This window comes from Anaerovorax sp. IOR16 (genome assembly GCF_017168145.1).
Taxonomy (GTDB): Bacteria; Bacillota; Clostridia; order Peptostreptococcales; family Anaerovoracaceae; genus IOR16.
This window is the reverse complement of sequence record NZ_JADQTL010000009.1, coordinates 1,261,616-1,279,847: the sequence shown is the minus strand read 5'-3', so window position 1 is coordinate 1,279,847 and position 18,232 is coordinate 1,261,616. Positions and strand designations below refer to the sequence as shown.

16 protein-coding genes and 1 pseudogene are annotated in these 18,232 nt (G+C 36.6%); 11 read left to right on the top strand and 6 right to left on the bottom strand.

Features of this window, described 5'->3' with window-relative positions; translation table 11 throughout:
* The first annotated feature begins 8 nt into the window (after window positions 1-8).
* Both pfkA and I2490_RS10115 read left to right on the top strand, forming a co-directional pair.
* Window positions 9-971, top strand: coding sequence for a 6-phosphofructokinase (gene pfkA / locus I2490_RS10120; RefSeq protein ID WP_206459570.1), 963 nt, complete (start codon window positions 9-11; stop codon window positions 969-971).
* A 67-nt stretch (window positions 972-1,038) separates the two neighbouring features.
* Window positions 1,039-2,721: a Na/Pi cotransporter family protein gene (locus I2490_RS10115; protein WP_206459569.1), complete on the top strand. Its 1,683-nt coding sequence runs from the start codon at window positions 1,039-1,041 to the stop codon at window positions 2,719-2,721.
* A 55-nt stretch (window positions 2,722-2,776) separates the two neighbouring features.
* On the opposite strand, the gene I2490_RS10110 is transcribed toward I2490_RS10115, so the two are convergent.
* Complete coding sequence (locus tag I2490_RS10110; RefSeq protein ID WP_206459568.1) at window positions 2,777-3,157, bottom strand: universal stress protein UspA; 381 nt, start codon at window positions 3,155-3,157, stop codon at window positions 2,777-2,779.
* 136 nt (window positions 3,158-3,293) lie between these two features.
* Here I2490_RS10110 and dinB point away from each other — a divergent pair, with 136 nt between their 5' ends.
* The 4 genes from dinB to I2490_RS10090 are packed head-to-tail and all read left to right on the top strand — an operon-like array spanning window position 3,294 to window position 6,875.
* Window positions 3,294-4,526 (top strand): DNA polymerase IV, encoded by a 1,233-nt coding sequence (dinB, locus tag I2490_RS10105; protein WP_206459567.1) that lies wholly within the window; start codon window positions 3,294-3,296, stop codon window positions 4,524-4,526.
* Window positions 4,510-5,514, top strand: coding sequence for an ABC transporter substrate-binding protein (locus I2490_RS10100; RefSeq protein WP_206459566.1), 1,005 nt, complete (start codon window positions 4,510-4,512; stop codon window positions 5,512-5,514). Before dinB ends, I2490_RS10100 begins: the two co-directional genes overlap by 17 nt.
* 3 nt (window positions 5,515-5,517) lie before the next feature.
* Entirely contained in the window at window positions 5,518-6,243 is a 726-nt protein-coding gene (locus I2490_RS10095) for an ABC transporter permease (protein WP_206459565.1), read from the top strand.
* Window positions 6,234-6,875: an ABC transporter ATP-binding protein gene (locus I2490_RS10090; RefSeq protein ID WP_206459564.1), complete on the top strand. Its 642-nt coding sequence runs from the start codon at window positions 6,234-6,236 to the stop codon at window positions 6,873-6,875. Before I2490_RS10095 ends, I2490_RS10090 begins: the two co-directional genes overlap by 10 nt.
* Here the strand turns inward: I2490_RS10090 and I2490_RS10085 are convergent.
* Complete coding sequence (locus tag I2490_RS10085; RefSeq protein WP_330634618.1) at window positions 6,862-7,452, bottom strand: HD domain-containing protein; 591 nt, start codon at window positions 7,450-7,452, stop codon at window positions 6,862-6,864. The two genes, I2490_RS10090 and I2490_RS10085, sit on opposite strands and share 14 nt — an antisense overlap.
* Window positions 7,453-7,717: 265 nt before the next feature.
* Between I2490_RS10085 and I2490_RS10080 the strand changes: the two genes are divergently transcribed.
* Both I2490_RS10080 and I2490_RS10075 read left to right on the top strand, forming a co-directional pair.
* Window positions 7,718-8,293 (top strand): HdeD family acid-resistance protein, encoded by a 576-nt coding sequence (locus tag I2490_RS10080; protein ID WP_206459563.1) that lies wholly within the window; start codon window positions 7,718-7,720, stop codon window positions 8,291-8,293.
* Entirely contained in the window at window positions 8,286-9,956 is a 1,671-nt protein-coding gene (locus I2490_RS10075) for a SulP family inorganic anion transporter (protein WP_206459562.1), read from the top strand. The genes I2490_RS10080 and I2490_RS10075 overlap by 8 nt, the downstream gene beginning before the upstream one ends.
* 290 nt (window positions 9,957-10,246) lie before the next feature.
* Here the strand turns inward: I2490_RS10075 and I2490_RS10070 are convergent.
* From I2490_RS10070 to I2490_RS10055, 4 genes and pseudogenes are all read right to left on the bottom strand, one after another.
* Window positions 10,247-11,610, bottom strand: a pseudogene (locus tag I2490_RS10070) (IS1182 family transposase).
* Between the two features lie 252 nt (window positions 11,611-11,862).
* Window positions 11,863-12,717 (bottom strand): metallophosphoesterase, encoded by an 855-nt coding sequence (locus I2490_RS10065; RefSeq protein WP_206459561.1) that lies wholly within the window; start codon window positions 12,715-12,717, stop codon window positions 11,863-11,865.
* 17 nt (window positions 12,718-12,734) lie between these two features.
* A complete protein-coding gene (locus I2490_RS10060) occupies window positions 12,735-14,096 on the bottom strand; it encodes a PFL family protein (protein WP_206459560.1) in 1,362 nt (453 codons plus the stop codon).
* Between the two features lie 26 nt (window positions 14,097-14,122).
* On the bottom strand, window positions 14,123-14,392 hold the full coding sequence (locus I2490_RS10055; RefSeq protein ID WP_206459559.1) for an ACT domain-containing protein: 270 nt from the start codon (window positions 14,390-14,392) through the stop codon (window positions 14,123-14,125).
* Window positions 14,393-14,610: 218 nt separating this feature from the next.
* Here I2490_RS10055 and I2490_RS10050 point away from each other — a divergent pair, with 218 nt between their 5' ends.
* Genes I2490_RS10050 through cobO form a run of 3 tightly spaced genes read left to right on the top strand, consistent with a single transcriptional unit; the run spans window position 14,611 to window position 18,153 of the window.
* On the top strand, window positions 14,611-15,912 hold the full coding sequence (locus I2490_RS10050; RefSeq protein WP_206459558.1) for an NAD(P)/FAD-dependent oxidoreductase: 1,302 nt from the start codon (window positions 14,611-14,613) through the stop codon (window positions 15,910-15,912).
* 2 nt (window positions 15,913-15,914) lie between these two features.
* Window positions 15,915-17,642: an NAD(P)/FAD-dependent oxidoreductase gene (locus tag I2490_RS10045; protein WP_206459557.1), complete on the top strand. Its 1,728-nt coding sequence runs from the start codon at window positions 15,915-15,917 to the stop codon at window positions 17,640-17,642.
* Window positions 17,632-18,153 (top strand): cob(I)yrinic acid a,c-diamide adenosyltransferase, encoded by a 522-nt coding sequence (gene cobO, locus I2490_RS10040; RefSeq protein ID WP_206459556.1) that lies wholly within the window; start codon window positions 17,632-17,634, stop codon window positions 18,151-18,153. Before I2490_RS10045 ends, cobO begins: the two co-directional genes overlap by 11 nt.
* Window positions 18,154-18,232 lie beyond the last annotated feature (79 nt).

Below are 18,232 nucleotides of genomic sequence, written 5' to 3'. Positions count from 1 at the left end.
TGATTTCAATGAAAAGAATTGGAGTACTAACAAGTGGAGGAGACGCGCCTGGGATGAATGCTGCCATTCGTGCAGTTGTACGAACTGGAATCTATAACAAAATGGAAGTTTATGGAATTAAACGAGGGTTCGAAGGGCTGATAGACGGAGAGATTATGGAAATGACCGTTGATTCCGTTTCTGATATTATTCAAAGAGGTGGAACCATTCTTCAAACTGCAAGAAGTGAACGCTTTCAAACTCCAGAGGGGTTTAAAAGAGCATTGGATATGATGCAAAATTTTGAATTAGAGGGACTGGTTATTATTGGCGGAGATGGCTCTTTACATGGAGGTCTAGAACTTTCTCAAGCCGGAGTACCGATTATGGGACTTCCTGGAACAATTGATAATGACTTGTCTTACACCGATTTTACTTTAGGATTTGATACAGCAGTCAATACTGCATTAAATGCAATTGGTAACATTCGTGATACGTCTTCATCGCATGGTAGAACGACTGTTGTTGAAGTGATGGGAAGAAACTGTGGAGACATTGCTCTTTATGCAGGTCTGGCCGGTGGTGCAGAAACAGTATTAATCCCGGAAGAAACGGTTGACATCCATTTAGTATGTCGAAATTTGATTCAAAGAAGAAACCGAGGAAAACTCCATAGTATTATCATTCGCGCTGAGGGAGTCGAAATGACTTCGGACGAGTTGGCAAATGTGATACAAGATAGAACTGGATTAGAGACAAAAGTTGTAGTTTTAGGATATATTCAAAGAGGTGGAAGCCCGACTGCGAGAGATCGAATTCTTGCAAGTATGATGGGCTATCAAGCCGTGCAATTGTTGCTCCAAGATAGCAGCAGTAAGGCTATTGGAATTAGGGGATCCGAAATTGTTGATATTGAATTAGAGAAAGCTTTGCAAATGGAACGAAAAGTCGATTCTTGTACTGTGCGCTTAGCAGAAATGTTATCCATTTAATACTAATTCAAATCAAATAATAAAAGAATGGGAAAAACAAGAAGGTACAAAGGAGCATACGAATTATATGGGAAATGAAACAGTGCAAATGATATTTGGACTATTAGGTGGATTGGCTATTTTCATTTATGGCATGAATTTAATGAGTGATGGCTTGCAGAAAGCTGCCGGAGAAAAAATGCGGACAATACTCAGTTTGCTTACCAAAAATCCTCTAGTTGGTGTATTGGCCGGTGCATTAACGACGGCTGTATTACAAAGCAGCAGCGCTACTACGGTTATGGTTATAGGTTTTGTCAGTGCAGGGTTAATGAATCTGCCACAGGCTATTAGTATTATTTTAGGTGCAAACATTGGTACTACGATGACGGCACAGATTATTGCATTTAAAATTGATGATTATATCTGGCCAATCATTTTTATAGGTTTTCTTATGTTTTTTGTAGCAAAGAAAGAAAAAGTAAAATATGTTGGACAGACTATATTTGCATTTGGATTGTTATTTTTAGGAATTAAGTATATGGGATCTGTAATGAAACCTTTGGTTGCTTTACCGTTTTTCGAATCCATGATGCTTTATGTAAGAAATATACCAGCACTAGGTGTTCTTTTAGGAACTGCTATGACAGTAATCGTACAAAGCAGCAGTGCCGTGATTGCAGTACTTCAAAATTTAGCCGAGCAGTCCGGACCAGATGGTGTACATAGTATCGTTGGATTGCAAGGTGCATTGCCCATTTTATTTGGAAGTAATATTGGAACAACCATTACTGCAATCTTAGCTACGATTGGTGCGTCAACCAATGCAAAAAGAACTGCTATTGCACATACCATTTTTAATATATCAGGTACTTTGTTATTTATTTGGTTTGTTCCACAAATTTCTGCAATTGTACAGCTGGTTTCTCCTTCAGGGTCGGAAGTGCAGGTCATTGCTCGCCAAATTGCGAATGCGCATACGTTTTTTAATATAGTTTGCACATTAATTTGGATGCCGTTTATCGGATTCTTAGTAAGACTTGTAACCAGATTGATTCCAAGTAATGAAATTGAGATTGAAGGAAAAGAGTTGCATCCAATTTATTTGGATTATAAGATTTTGGATCAACCTGTATTTGCTTTACATCTAGCAACAAAAGAGTTGTCTCGCATTGCTGCAATCATAGTCCCAATGATGGAGAAAGCAGAAAAGAGCTTTGTGGAAGAAGATGAAATTGCAATTGAGAAAGTTTTGGAAATGGAAAATAACATAGACATTCTGCAAGATGCATCGGTTAAATATTTATCTTCCTTATTCTCAAACGGAGAATTGACAGAACATCAAGCAACACAGGTTGCTGGTCTAATGCATGTTGCCAGTGACATTGAACACATGGGAGATCAATGCCAAAATATTGCATTGTTTGCAAAAGATAAAATTAGAAATGAATATAAATTTTCACAGGAAGCTTTGGATGAAATTCGTGGTGCATTTGAACAAGTAAAAGAGATGGTGAGCCTTACCATTCGCGCGTTAAATGAAGGCAGCGCAGACTTAGCTCAAAATGTAATTCGTCAAGAAGATGAAATCGATCGTCTTGAAGTACGTTTACGTAAGCATCATATGAATCGTTTGGAGCAAGGAAAGTGTTCGCCGGAATTTACGGTAATTTATACGGATATCATTCATAATTTAGAAAAGATTAGTGACTATTGTAAGAACGTTGCAGAAGCAGTTATGAAAGATATTAATTTTGTTCATGAATCTTAAGAAAGTAATTTTATTTAATAGAAATGACCAACTCAAATAAGAGTTGGTCATTTTGTTAGGATGCAGGCACGACTATTACCTCGGCCTTCCCCTGTACTTTTTTCTCCAGTTTAAAAATCAAATTGCTGCATGGCTGCATTTCACCGGATTGCCCTAAGATAATATGAGTAATGTTATTTTTTTTAACTAAATCAACCAAAGTATGCAAAATATCATTGGAGCGGACTACAGTAAGGTTTGCACCGTATTCTAATGCCTTTTCATATAAGTATTCCAAAGCCTCGCCTTCCTTGCTGTTATTTAAAAATTTAAATTGGTAGTGTGCTACGTGAATAATAAACAGTTCTCCGTTGTCGTTTCCAAGAAATTCGTGGCCTCTTTGAATAAGACGATCACAAGTTTTTTGTTGCGTCACGCAGACCATAACGTTTTTCATAGGTTTCCTCCATTTTGCCGGATGCAATAACTATGTAACTATTATACATTGTATTGTGATATATTGCTATGATTCGATACAAATATTTAATGCAGTTTATAAAAAAAACATGTAAAATGAAAGAGGAGGATGTCCAATGGATCGAATTATTTTACATTGTGATATGAATGGATTTTATGCTTCGGTTGAGCTGCTTTCACTTCCTCAGTTGAGGAATCGCCCTATGGCTGTATGTGGCAATCCAGACAGTAGGCATGGTATTATATTGGCTAAAAATGAACCAGCTAAAGCTTATGGGATTGTAACGGCGGAAACCGTATGGCAGGCAAAGCGTAAATGTCCGGAATTGGTTTTGGTGCCACCGCATCATGATCAATATAAAAGCTATTCGAATCAAATTAATCATATTTATCATCGATTCACGGATTTGATTGAGCCGTTTAGTATTGATGAATCTTGGTTGGATGTAACAGCAAGTACAAATCTTTTTGGAGACGGATGTGAGATTGCAGATTGCATCCGAAGAACCGTTCGCAAGGAATTGGGGCTTACTCTTTCTGTCGGTGTATCCTTTAATAAAATTTTTGCAAAAATGGGCAGTGAATATAAAAAACCCGATGCAACAACTTTGATTTCAAGGGAAAATTTTAAGCAAATTTTATGGCCTTTACCTGTCGGACAGCTTTTTTTTGTGGGGAAAGCAACTGCAGAAAAGTTGATGGCAACGGGAATTCGAACAATCGGTGACTTAGCGATTGCAAATCGTAATGTAATCCATTCCTTACTGGGAAAACTTGGTGATCAGCTTTATGATTATGCAAATGGGCTGGAAGATAGTCCGGTAGCAAGGTTTTGTGAGAGACAAACATTAAAATCAGTCGGGAATTCAATTACTTTTCGACGTGATTTAGTCGGAAAAAGCGATATTAAAAAAGCGGTCACCGCTTTATCTGATACGGTTTCATCACGTCTTAGAAACTATAAATTGCAGTGCTGGGGTGTAAAGATAGATATTAAAGATCCTTATTTTAAAATCATTTCAAGGCAGAAGCAATTATATTTTGCAACGAATTTAGGAGAAGAAATTGCAAAAGCAGCAATGGAGTTGATTGAAAAAAACTGGAACCTTTTTGATCCTATTCGATTGCTTACAGTTACAGCGATTCATTTAGAAAAAGAAGGAGAGGAAGAGCAGCTTTCTCTATTTGCACAGGAAAATCACGATCGTAAAAAACAAGAAGGCATTGAACGAACGATGGATGCCATACGAAAGAAATATGGAGGTTCTGCCATTACTTTTGGCGGACTGATTCATAATGATATCGGAATTAGTTATGGGGAGGAAAAAGAAGATGAGTTTAAATCGTAAAAAAGGTATTACAGTATGGGGTTTATTTTTGGTAGTGTTGATTCTTATTGGAACTATTTTAACTGCGTGCAGTTCGAATAAAAACATAAAGGAAGAAAATGAAAAGGAATTAACTCAAACAATTAAAATTGCCAGCTTGAAAGGGCCTACAGGAATGGGGTTGGCCTATTTAATGACGCAGCCGAATCAGTATGAAATTACTACTTATCAAAGCCCTGAAGAAGCGGTTTCTAAGCTTCTGTCCGGTGAAGTAGATGTTGCTGGGGTATCCTCAAACTTAGGAGCTGTTCTTTACAATAAGACAAAGGGTGACATGAGATTGCTTTCTGTAAATACCGGAGGTGTTCTATATCTTGCAGAGAACGGTAATGAAATCAAGGGGTTACAGGATTTAAAAGGGAAAACGATTTTAGCAAGTGGAAAAGGTGGCACACCGGAATATGTGTTAAAATGTCTATTATTAAAAAATGGCTTGGATCCTGAAAAAGATTTAACCATTCATTGGCTGGGAAATCATACTGATGTGGCAGGTGCTCTTATGGCTCAAAAAGAGAGTATTGCATTGCTTCCGGAACCATTCGTGTCTGTGGTTACTGCGAAAAATAACGAAATAAATGTCCCTGTGGATTTAAATGCTGTTTGGAAAGAAGAATTTGATTCAGATTTGCCAATGGGGATATTTTTAGTATCAAAGAATTTTGCAGAAGAGAGGGCTTCGGACATAGAGACTTTTCTTTCCGATGTAAGGAATTCTGTAGAATCTGTGAATGAAAAACCAAAAGATGCAGCAAGTATTTTAGTAGAAAAAGGTGTCATGGATAATGAAGCAGTAGTAGAACAAGCAATTCCACGATGCAATATTATTGCTTTAGAGGGTCAAGATGCTTCTAATGCCTTAGATAATTTTTATCAAATTTTATTTAACATGGAACCAAGTTCAATTGGAGGCAAATTACCGGATAAGAATTTTTATTTAAACCTGGAGTAAGTGATGAGAAACTTTTTTAAATACCTGTTAGGAATTTTATTTTGGTTGGTTGTTTTTCAAACATTATCGATAATGGTTGACAGGACTTACATTTTTCCTTCTCCCATGCAAATAATTCAAGCAATGCTTGGATTATTGGAAACCAAGGAATTTTATTACAGTGTAGCTTCAACAATGCTTCGTGTTGTATTCGGGATCATATGTTCCTTTTTATTTGGTGTAGTATCGGTTTTTTTAGCATATGTTTTTCCACTTTTAAGAGGACAGTTTGGAGGACTGGTAGCGATTTTGAAATCGACTCCGGTCTTGGCTATCATCTTGTACCTTGTTTTGTGGATGCCCTCTTCAAAGGTGCCCGTTTTTGTATGCTTTCTAATGTGTTACCCTGTTGTATACACTAACTTACTTGCCGGATTGGATGCTATGAATTCCGAATTTTTAGAAATGTGTAAGGTATATCATATTGGATTAAGACAGAGAATAACAAAACTTTATTATCCGGACCTCAAACCTCACATAAAATCTGCGATGAGTTTAGTTTCCGGCCTTTCATGGAAAACGGTGGTTGCAGGTGAGGTGATCAGCATTCCTCATTATTCGATGGGATATCACTTAATGGATTCAAAAATATATTTTGAAACGGCAGAAATGTTTGCTTGGATTACAATGATTGTCGTGTTATCTGTTTGTTTTGAAAAGGGGATTAAGGTGGTTTTACGATGGATATAGAAATCAAAGGTTTATGTAAGCACTTTGGTAAAAATGATCTTTATAAAAATTTTAACCTTTCGTTTTCTGAAGGAAAAACGACTGCAATTATTGGACCTTCCGGTTGTGGGAAAACTACGTTGCTTCGGATATTAGCAGGATTGGAGGAATATGAGGCAGGAAGTATCACGGGATTGCCAGGTGCAACAACCAAAAATGAAGGAAGAATTGCTTTTTTATTTCAAGAGGATCGATTGCTTCCATGGTTGACAGTTTCAGAAAATATTTCCTTTATACTGGATTCTTTTTTACAGAAAAATGCACAGAAAATTCGAGTAAAAGATATGTTAGAACTTGTTAAAATGAAGGACTATGCAGAGGCCTATCCAAGGGAGCTATCAGGCGGTATGCAGAGGCGTGTTGCAATTGCAAGAGCACTTGCTTATGATGCAGATTTGATTTTAATGGATGAACCTTTTAAAGGTCTGGATGATGCTTTAAAATCAGAAATTCAAGAAAAAATGCAAGAACAGCATAAGGGTATAAAAAAAACCATTCTTCTGGTCACTCACGATTTAGAAGATGCACAGAAGATGGCGGATATTGTTTATCGTTTTCATAGCAGACCTGTGGATGTGTCTATAGAAGTTTAATGTCATTCATATTTAATTCAAATCGTAGGTCTAAATAGTCCGCTGCATTTCTGCACATAACCATACGGGTCAGAAAAATTTCAAAATACTCCATAACGGCACTGATTTCTGTATCAATTTTTAGGTTCAGTATAATTTTTTTCTCATTTGGTTCTACTAAAAGTATAGAATCAGTTACTGCATAATTTACACGATCATGAATGTCGGTTAAACTCTCTTTTTTTCGATATTTGTAACGTACTCGAGAACGGCGAACATCGGATTTATCAGCTAAGATTAAAGCTGCTGAAATAGGACTGAATGCTGTTCCGGTACCTTCATCGTGGTTACCAATGGCTCCTATAATATCGGCGAGTTCCTCTGGATCGAATCCTAAACGATCTAATATACGAAATGCCATAATGGCACCACTTTGCGCATGATCGTGGCGGTTGATACAATTTCCGATATCGTGCATATAAGCAGATATTTTAGCCAATTCAGTCATACGATTCGAATAGCCAAGCATTTTGAGTATTTCTCCAGCTTTTTCCGACACTTTACCCGCGTGCGCAAACCCATGTTCCGTAAATGCCAAAGCAGCTAAAAGGTCATTTCCTTTTTTATATAAGTGTTAATTTCTTTATTGTTTTTTATTTGTTCATAAGTAATCATTTTTTTCCTCCTTTTCTTTTATTTTATCATAACAAGGTATATTGTACCATTTTTTCATAAATTAAAACCAAAATTTGTGTTAAACTTGTGTTAATTATATTTGTAATTTTATGTTTTTTTTTGTTACAGTTGACGAAATTTTGTTTCGATACTATAATTATGAAGGGAAAGAAAAATAGGAGGATTTTATGAGAATTTTAACGATAATATCTGGCGTATTATTAACTGCGGCCGGAATTTTTTGTTTTATGAACCCAGGTGCTACTTTTTTATCGATTGCGTTTGTATTAGGAATTGCGATGTTGTTTTCCGGCATCAGCTCCATTACTTCGTTTTTTATTGATCGAAAAACAAGGATAAGGGAAGTAACGCAATGGAGGCTTGCAGATGGATTTGTAACTACGGTATTGGGATTGGTTGTATTAAGCAATCAATTAGTAACGGATGCAATGATTCCTATCTTTTTTGGAATGTGGGTTTTGTTTTCCGGTACATTGCGAATATTAGCATCGTATAATTTAAAGGAACGTGGAGTTGCTTCTTGGAAGTGGGGCGTGTTATGGGGGATTCTCAGTGTTATCGTGGGCATGGTATCTTTCATACGTCCAATTGTTGCAACTGTTGCAATAAGTATGATTGTAGGAGCCTTCTTTTTGTTGCAGGGAGTAAATGTCATCATTCTTGGCATACATATGAAACGGGTTCGAAAACGCAAAAAAGAAGACTTAGAAGATAATGATAGAAAAGAGGAAGAAATTGTTTAAGCAGTATATAGGAAATTTAAAAGCAGAATTTATTGGATATAATGTACAAGCATTTTCAAAGGATATTATGGCAGGGTTAACGGTTGCCGCCGTTGCTCTGCCATTAGCTTTGGCCTTTGGTGTAGGAAGCGGAGCGACTGCTGCAGCAGGATTGATTACAGCGATTATAGGAGGTATTGTGATAGGGATACTTTCAGGTGCTTCTTATCAAATCTCAGGGCCGACCGGTGCTATGACAGCAATACTTATAATGTTAGCGCAAAAATATGGATTAAACGGAATCTTTATTGCCGGCTTTATGGCCGGTATTTTGTTGGTTCTCGCTGGAATTTTTAAATTAGGAAGAATTATTGGTTTTATACCTTCTTCCGTTATAACAGGATTTACATCTGGAATTGCAGTTATTATTGCTTTAGGGCAATTGGATAATTTTTTCGGTGTAAAATCTCAAGGTGATATGGCTATTACAAAATTTTTCTCATATTTTACACACGGCTTTTCGCCTGATCTTCCAACGTTAGGACTTGGTTTAATCGTTATCTTAGTTATGATCATTTGGCCCAAAAAATGGGATGCAAAATTTCCTTCATCCTTGGCAGGTTTAATTTTTGTTTTGATTATTAATAGATTTTTCCAATTTGATGTGGCTGTTGTGGGAGAAATACCAAAAACATTATTTTTGCCTGAACGTTTAAATATATTTAAACTACCACTTAATCAATTTTGGGACTTTTTCGTTCCAGCACTTTCAATCGCAGCATTGGCAATGATAGAAAGCTTGCTTTGCGGAGCTTCAGCAGGTAAGCTGAAGAATGAAAAATTAGATGGAGATCAGGAACTGATTGCACAGGGAATTGGAAATATACTCATTCCAATTTTTGGAGGAGTACCGGCAACTGCGGCAATTGCAAGAACAAGTGTTGCAATTAAATCCGGAGGAGAAACAAGAATTTGCGGAATCATTCATGCGGTAGGATTGTTGCTTTCAATGTTTTTATTAGCTCCGATAATGTCAAAGATCCCACTGTCTGCATTAGCTGGTGTCTTGCTTATGACTTCGTGGAGAATGAATGATTGGAAAAACATTCATTATATCTTTGACCATAAGTTTAAATGGGGGATGCTAAAGTTTTTTATCACTATGGCAGCAACGGTAGTATTAGATTTGACACAGGCTATTATTATCGGAGTCGCTTTTTCAGCTTTTTTAATTGTAGTACGCTTAACAGATATCGATATTACAATCAGCAAGGTTGATAATGTGAGACTGCAAAAAATCGGAATTGATATCCCTACAGTACCGATGCACATTCGGGTTGCTTATCTTACCGGAACAATATTTTTTGCTGTGGTAGAAAAGTTAAATAAACAATTGGCACAATTAGAGGACACCTCTGTATTAATTTTGTCTATGCGCGGTGTACCAATGATGGATTTATCAGGTGTTCAGGGACTTGTGGAATTGGTAACCCACTTAAATGAAAATGGAACACAGGTGATACTTACCAGTGTACAGCCGAAGGTACTGGAACTTTTACGTAGAGGAAATTTAATTGAATTAATTGGTGAAGATCATGTGTTCCATAGTGCAGCCGATGCGATTGTTCATGCAAATGAAGAGTATCTGGAAGGCATTATAGAAGAAGACGTAAGCTATGCATAAATATTGGATTCATAAGAACAGCAGAAATGATATCTCATATAAATTAATATAAAACGAAAGAGTGGGCAAACCACTCTTTTTTATATTTTGCTTTTGAAAATACTGGGCTTATTATAAAATACTAATATAGAAATTTAAGAAAAATAATAGAACATAAAAAACAACCAAATAAAGGTTGTTTCAGACTGTAGACAAAATACCTTGCTAAATTTATATTCTTATAATTTCTGCAAGGTATTTTCTATTTTTTCTATAAAGCTTTTAAAAAAAGAAAAAATAAAAGGATATCTCTATGCCATTTGATTCCTTCTTTCAGATTTATGAATCCATGTTGCTAGTTTTTTTAGATTCATGGACGCAAAAAGAAGATTCAGTTCCATTTCTATCTTCTGAATCCCTCGATATTGTGTATAACGCATATTATGTTTTTCTTTTGCATCGGCAAAGACTCGCTCAATGGTTTGACTCCGTAGTTTGTAAAGATCTCGATACTTTGGAGTATGACGAATGTCCTCACATTGCTCTATGTAGTTTTCCCATATATGACGTGTGACTACTTTTACATGGTCTTTACTTGCTGTGCATTCTGATAAGGAAGGGCAACTCTTGCAAATTTCTCCTTTACTCTTATATTCCCGATACCCTTCTCTATTTGTTGTAGTATAGTTTAACACTTGGTTTTCTGGGCATACAAAGCAATCATAGTATTCATCATAAGCATATTCGTGTTTTTTAAAATAACCATTTTTTGTCATAGGTCGTTTGTATGGTAGGATAGGAATTCGTTTATCTTTGAGTATTTCTCTAGCAATTGCAGGTGTTTTATATCCGGAATCCATTACAATATTTTTTACACCTTTATATCTTTTTACTTTTTCATAAATCTTTGGGAATGCAACTGAGTCATGTACATTTCCTGGATTTGTATGAAAAGCAAGTATGTAATTGTTTCGATCGCAAGCTACATTTGCAGCATAAGCAAATACTACCTTATGCTTTCCTTTATGAAATACGCCGCAATCCGGATCTACGGTACTTTTCTTGATTACTTTTGTCTTTTCTTTGGCTTCCGTTTTTTTTTACAAGCTTGTTTTCCTCGTTCAATGCGATCTTCGTTAATTTCTTTCATTAGTTCTTTTTCATAGTATTTAACGGATTCCAAAACGGTTTCTTTTTCACTGTTATGGTTATTTGCACTTGCTTTAATATGTGTACCGTCAATGAAAATGCTTTCTGAATTAATGAATTCATATTCCATGATTTCAGCAATGACTCTTTGAAAGATTTGTTCGAATAAGTCAGTATTTTGAAACCGACGAGAGTAGTTTTTACCAAAGGTAGAAAAGTGAGGAATTTCTTCCTCTAAACTATAACCAAGATACCATCGATAAGCTACATTCGTTTGAATTTCTTTAATGGTCTGTCTCATGGATCGAATACCAAAGGTATATTGAATGAGGGTAATTTTAATTAAGACAACAGGATCGATGCTTTCTTTTCCCACATCAGAATACAAATCTTTTACAAGGTCATAAATGAAAGAGAGATTAATCGCAGTATCTATCTTACGAATAATATGATCTTGTGGAACAAGAGAATTCAAGGTTACCATTTGAAATTGATCACGACCTAATAAATCTTTCTTACCCATCATAAAGCAAATACCTCCATGTATTTATACATATATTTTACCATAAATACAATAAAATGTATTACATTATGTAAAAAAAACTGTAGGCAAAGATAGAGATATCCTTGTCTACAGTCTGAAACAACCAAATAAAGGTTGTTTTTTAGTAATATAAAATATTGTTGATGTCTAAAAAACACTGAGACATTGCATAAATTTATACAACACCTCAGTGTAATGATGATACATTTAAAAGTGAATGTGTACGTTTATTTTCTACGATTCATTGTTTTCCGATTGCAATATCACATGCGTAATCTCAGGTGGTGATAAAAATCGCAGAGGTAATTGTGTAGTACCAAGACCTGAGTTTACGTAAAGCTGTGTACCACGTTCGTTGTCAAACGTATAATGCCCTTTTGGATATTTTTGACCATAAGGCGGAAGGATATAATCATCAAAGATCTTGAAATCAACCTGTCTGCCATGTGTGTGCCCGGAAAGCATTAAATCAACGTTATAATCCAAAATTTCATCGATAACGTCAGGTTCATGACACAATACCAGATTAAAGTAATCAGAACGGCCATAGGAAGCAATTTCGCTGTTTCCATAACCAATTAACATATCGTCAATGCCTATGATACCGATACCATAATCATCCATCCCATAGTATTCATTGATTAATACCTGAAAACCTCCCTCATTCATAATCGTTTCATAATAATGTTCGGAACCACCGCCATAGTCATGATTTCCGAAGATTGCAAATTTCCCCATTGTTGCTTGAATCAAAGATAGCTGTTTGGAAATTTCTTCAGTATCTACATTGTAAGTATCATAATTATCAATCAAATCACCAAGGAAAAATACCAAGTCCGGCTGCAATTGATTGATCTGTTTTACTACCTTTTCAAAATCTTCACAGGTGTAATATTCACTGAAGTGTGTATCTGCAAAGGCAACGACAATGAGGTCTTCTGCTTGATTTTGAATGCGCATAGAGCTAACCATAATGTCTTTGGTTTGCAGCATTTTTGGTTCAAGGTATCGTGCATAGGTAAAAATCATGGCGCCAATGATAATACACAATACGAAGAGTCGAAGTATGGATTTTATAAATCGAAACAATGGAAATACCCCTTATATTAATTTTTTAAAGCTTGAAGTGGAGATGGTAATCTGCCGCCACGATTTATGAATACTTCCGGAGAATACGTACTAATCGGCATTACCGGTGCGTATCCTAGAAGACCTCCAAAATCAAGTTCATCACCAATTTGTTTTCCAATTGCAGGAATGACTCTTACTGCAGTGGTTTTGCTGTTTACCATGCCAATTGCAGCTTCATCTGCAATCAATGCACTAATGACTGCATCGGTTGTATCTCCGGGTATGATAACCATATCGATTCCTACTGAACAAACAGCTGTCATAGCCTCCAATTTTTCCATAGTAAGACTTCCTTTGCGTACTGCTTTAATCATGCCGTCGTCTTCACTGACTGGAATGAATGCACCGGAAAGTCCTCCTACATGATTGCTGGCCATAACGCCGCCTTTTTTCACTGCATCGTTCAGCATAGCAAGTGCTGCAGTTGTGCCGCAGCAGCCACAGCTTTCCAATCCAATTTCTTCTAAGATATTTGCGACACTATCACCGATTGCAGGAGTTGGTGCCAAGCTTAAATCAACAATTCCAAAAGGCACCCCTAAGGATTCAGCTGCCAGTGTGCCTACAAGCTGACCCATTCTGGTAATTTTAAATGCAGTTCGTTTAATAAGTTCTGCAACTTCGTCCGTACGGCAGCCTTTTGCATTTTTTTCAAGAGCTGCACGAACCGCACCTGGACCGCTAACACCTACATGAATGACGCAGTCAGGTTCACCAACACCATGAAAAGCACCAGCCATAAACGGATTATCTTCCGGAGCGTTGCAAAAAACAACTAACTTTGCAGCGCCTAAACATTGGTTGTCTTTTGTTAACTCAGCTGCACGCTTAATAATTGGGCCCATCATTTTTACTGCGTCCATATTGATTCCGCTTTTGGTAGAACCAATGTTAACCGAAGAACAGACAAAGTCAGTTTTTGATAAAGCTTCAGGTATGGATGCAATCAATTCTTGGTCACCGGCACTAAAACCCTTATGAACCAAAGCAGAAAAACCACCGATAAAGTTTACTCCAACTTTTTTTGCAGCTTGATCCAGGGCGATGGCATAATCTACTGGATTCGCATTTTTTGCACTCGCCAACAGCATGGAAATCGGAGTCACACTGATTCTTTTGTTTACAACAGGAATGCCGTATTCATTACTAATGCGTTCCACAATTGGAACTAAGTTTTTCGCTTTTTCAGTAATTTTATTATATATTTTTTTACAAGCTTTTTTAGGATCTTCATCCGCACAATCTAAAAGGGAAATACCCATTGTAACGGTTCTGACATCCAAATTTTCATCATTAATCATGTGAATGGTTTCTAAGATATCATTTGTATTAATCATTCGTTGTTTTAATCCTTTCTAATGATTTAGATTCGGTGCATTGCATCAAACACTTCAGTTCGCGTTAAGCGAATTTCAACGCCCATTTCTTTTTGTGCTTTTTCAAAGCTTTCTTTCAGTGCTGGGATATCTACAGTGCAATTGCTCATGTCTACAATCATAATCATGGCAAAAACGCCTTGAAGAATACTTTGTGTAACGTCTTCTACATTAATACCGTATTCTGCACAAATTCCACTCACTTTGGAAAGAATGCCGACTGTGTCGTTTCCTACGACAGTAATAACTGCTCTCATATTTTTTACCTCTCTGAATTTTATATTGCGCTATAGTTAAAAAGAAAGTGAATCGTTAAATCTTTTAAAAATTCACTAAGACTATAATTAATCTATTATAGCAAAATTAATACATAAAAACAAGCTGCCTCTATTCTAGAGATTCGAATAAAAGCAATGACCAAAGGATAAAAAAAGTGTATAATAATTTTACATGTTTATGATAAAAGGAGTCAGCTATGCAAGAAGAGAAGAGAAAACAATGGAAAATTATAATTGTAGGTGGCGGTGCATCTGGAATGATGGCAGCTATTTCATCTGCAAGGACTTTGGGAAAGGGCAACAAAATTCTTCTCTTGGAGAAAAACGAATTATTAGGGAAAAAACTTTTGGCAACTGGAAACGGACGTTGTAATTTTATGAATATATATTGCGCAGCATCTGATTTGAAAGGGAAAGAGGAAGACGGAATATATTCAGATGAAAAAAAGATTGAGCAATTTTTTTCACATGGTGCATTATCACAGTTAAGCGTTGAAGAGACAAGACAGTTATTTTTTCAAATGGGTATTTTATCAAGAGTCGAAGGAGAAGGTCGCGTATATCCATATTCCGGTCAGGGCATTGTTATAAAAGAAGCTTTGGAGGCAGAAATAAAACGCTTGGGTGTTTGTATTCGTTCTTCATCGAATGTGCAAAATGTTAAAAAACAGAAGGATTCTTTTGAAGTTGAGATGGACAATGGTGAATGTCTCTTTTCTTCAAATGTTATTTTAGCGACGGGAGGAAAAGCTGGTTTGCAATATGGTTCAACCGGTGATGGATTTGCTTTTGCAAAGTCGTTTGGACATCAAATAATGAAACCGATCCCTGCGTTGGTACAGCTTTTATGTGATAAGAAAAGCTTTGGCGGATGTAAAGGTGTAAGGGCTAAAGGAAAGGTATCCTTACTGCGTGAAAATAAAGTATTAGCAACCGACATCGGTGAAATTCAATTTACAGAAGAAGGCGTTTCAGGTATATGCGTGTTTAACATCAGCCGATATGTACGATTTGATAAGCTGGAGGATCGTCTTGAAGAAAAATATTCTGTTGAAATTGACTTATTTCCGGAATGGTCTAAAGATGAACTGTTTACCATTCTTACGGAGAAACAGAAACGAGAGGGTAAAGAAGCGATTGATTCGTTATTAAAGGGTATGATTCATGAAAAATTGGGTGCGGCTTTACTTAATCGTGTTGAAATAAAAAAGGAAGAAATTGCGTCGATGATTGCTGCCTCCAAGATGGAAGAGCTGAGTCATCTGATGAAACATTGGAACATTAAAATAAATGGAACAAAATCATTTAAAGACGCACAAGTTACATGCGGCGGGATATCGACAAGCGAGATTAATCCAACAACGATGGAATCTTTATTGGTACCGGGTTTATTTTTTGCAGGAGAGCTAATCGATATTGACGGTCGCTGTGGTGGTTATAATTTACAGTGGGCTTGGAGCTCTGGATATGGAGCCGGAAAAGCTGCTTCAAAGGAGTAAAAATGTTACGTATACATGAAATAAAATTAGATGTATTGGAACCGTTGTCGCATTTGCCGGATTGCATTGAAAAAAAATTAGGCTGTAAAGATTTAAAATTAAAATCTTGGAATGTAATAAAGGAATCTTTGGATGCGCGGGATAAAGGAAGTATCAAACGAGTTTATTCGATCGATTTTGAAATTGCGTCTTTCGATAATAAAGTAATCGAAACGGAAAAGGAACTGCAAAAAATAGAAGAAGTGTTGTTAAAAAGAAACCGAAAAATAAAAATGGATATTGTAATACCAAAATCATATGAATATCCTTTACCAAGAATAAGTGCAGAATCCATGCAAAAATCAAAAGAAAGGAAGGAAAATGGCAATGATTTAAGGCCATTGATAGTCGGATTTGGTCCTTGTGGAATGTTTTGTGCTCTGCTGTTAGCGCAAATGGGGCTTCAGCCTTTGGTTTTGGAACGTGGAAAAGAAATGGAAGAGCGTACAAAGGATGTAGAACGTTTTTGGAAGACTGGAGAATTGGACGTGCATTCCAACGTGCAATTCGGAGAGGGCGGAGCCGGTGCATTTTCGGATGGAAAACTGACAACACAAATTAAAGATCCAAGAGTACGAAAGGTATTGGAGGAATTGGTGGCTGCCGGAAGTGACAAGGATATCCTTTATAAGCAGAAACCTCACATTGGTACGGATGTGCTTCGTAATGTGGTTGTTAATATAAGAAAACAGATTATAGAACTTGGCGGAGAAATTCGATTTGAAAGTCAAGTAACTTCCTTAGAATTAGAAAATAAAAAAATGAAAGGCGTGTACATTAATCATAAAGAATTCATTCCTGCTGAATTTGTTGTATTGGCTTTGGGGCACAGTGCAAGAGATACCGTAAAAATGCTTTATGAGTCTGGTGTTGAGATCGTACAAAAGCCATTTTCCATGGGAGTAAGAATAGAACATCCGCAATCAATGATTGATGAATCACAATATGGGAAACGATACCGTGAGTATCACCTTGGGGCTGCAGATTATAAAATTTCACATCGTTGCAGCAGTGGAAGGGGAGTCTATACTTTTTGTATGTGTCCCGGTGGCTTAGTCATTGCAGCCGCATCGGAAGAGGGGGGAGTCGTCACCAATGGAATGAGTTATCATAGCCGAGATCTTGAAAATGCAAACAGTGGATTATTGGTGGATGTGAGAACAGAGGATTTTGCCTCCGATCATCCGCTTGCAGGGATACATTTTCAACAAAAATATGAGAAACTTACTTTTGAGCTCGGAGGATGTAATTATCATGCACCTGCGCAGCGTGTCGGTGATTTTATGAAAGATTGTGTATCCTTTGAAGAAACTAGTCATTCTATGTATAAAGTACAACCTTCCTATAAACCTGGAATTGTTTGGGAAAATTTAAAGGATTGCTTGCCCGAGTTTGTTACGGAATCTATCAAAGAAGCTTTGCCATTTTTAGGAAAAAAGATGAAAGGGTTTGATTGTGAAGATGCAGTTATGACCGCTTTAGAAAGCCGTAGCTCTTCTCCGGTTCGCATTGTAAGAGGAAAAGATTGTACGTGCAATATAAAAGGCGTTTATCCGGGAGGGGAAGGTGCCGGATATGCAGGTGGCATTGTTTCTGCAGCCGTAGATGGAATAAAAATTGCGGAAGAAATTGCATTGGTGTATAAAAATCGTATAGCGTATAAAGAAAGGAGAAATGAGAATGGGAATTGAAAAAGGGTACATTCAGCTTTATACCGGAAATGGAAAAGGAAAAACCACAGCTGCTTTGGGAATTTCTCTTCGTAGTCTGTGCGCCGGTAACAAAGTATTTTTTGGACAGTTTATGAAGGGAAAGCCCTATAGTGAATTAAAGGCGATGGACTATTTTAAAAATTTTAAAATGGAACAGTTTGGGAATGTATGCTTTGTCGGAAAAGAGCCTACAGAATGTGATTTTGAAGATGCAAAAAAAGGGCTTGCTCGTATGAAGCAGGTGCTCGCTTCTGGAGAGTATGATATGGTAGTCTTTGATGAGATCAATACGGCTTTGTTTTTTCATTTGGTTAAAATTGAGGAAGTTATGGAGGTTTTGGATTTAAAGCCAGAGAAGACGGAAGTAATTTTAACGGGTCGATATGCACCACAAGAACTGATTGAGCGTGCGGATTTGGTAACGGAAATGCGAGAGATTAAACATTACTATAATACAGGCATAGAAGCTCGAGAAGGAATTGAATATTAGAAATGAAAAATGGCTTCTATGATAACTATATTATCTTAGAAGCCATTTTTTAAGTATTTTTTATATATTTAATTTTAGA

Excerpts from the sequence above, each read along its gene's own strand:
- pfkA (WP_206459570.1), top strand. The coding sequence starts at position 9 with ATGAAAAGAATTGGAGTACTAACAAGTGGAGGAGACGCGCCTGGGATG.
- I2490_RS10115 (WP_206459569.1), top strand. The coding sequence starts at position 1,039 with ATGGGAAATGAAACAGTGCAAATGATATTTGGACTATTAGGTGGATTG.
- I2490_RS10110 (WP_206459568.1), bottom strand. The coding sequence starts at position 3,157 with ATGAAAAACGTTATGGTCTGCGTGACGCAACAAAAAACTTGTGATCGT.
- dinB (WP_206459567.1), top strand. The coding sequence starts at position 3,294 with ATGGATCGAATTATTTTACATTGTGATATGAATGGATTTTATGCTTCG.
- I2490_RS10100 (WP_206459566.1), top strand. The coding sequence starts at position 4,510 with ATGAGTTTAAATCGTAAAAAAGGTATTACAGTATGGGGTTTATTTTTG.
- I2490_RS10095 (WP_206459565.1), top strand. The coding sequence starts at position 5,518 with ATGAGAAACTTTTTTAAATACCTGTTAGGAATTTTATTTTGGTTGGTT.
- I2490_RS10090 (WP_206459564.1), top strand. The coding sequence starts at position 6,234 with ATGGATATAGAAATCAAAGGTTTATGTAAGCACTTTGGTAAAAATGAT.
- I2490_RS10080 (WP_206459563.1), top strand. The coding sequence starts at position 7,718 with ATGAGAATTTTAACGATAATATCTGGCGTATTATTAACTGCGGCCGGA.
- I2490_RS10060 (WP_206459560.1), bottom strand. The coding sequence starts at position 14,096 with ATGATTAATACAAATGATATCTTAGAAACCATTCACATGATTAATGAT.
- I2490_RS10055 (WP_206459559.1), bottom strand. The coding sequence starts at position 14,392 with ATGAGAGCAGTTATTACTGTCGTAGGAAACGACACAGTCGGCATTCTT.
- I2490_RS10050 (WP_206459558.1), top strand. The coding sequence starts at position 14,611 with ATGCAAGAAGAGAAGAGAAAACAATGGAAAATTATAATTGTAGGTGGC.
- I2490_RS10045 (WP_206459557.1), top strand. The coding sequence starts at position 15,915 with ATGTTACGTATACATGAAATAAAATTAGATGTATTGGAACCGTTGTCG.
- cobO (WP_206459556.1), top strand. The coding sequence starts at position 17,632 with ATGGGAATTGAAAAAGGGTACATTCAGCTTTATACCGGAAATGGAAAA.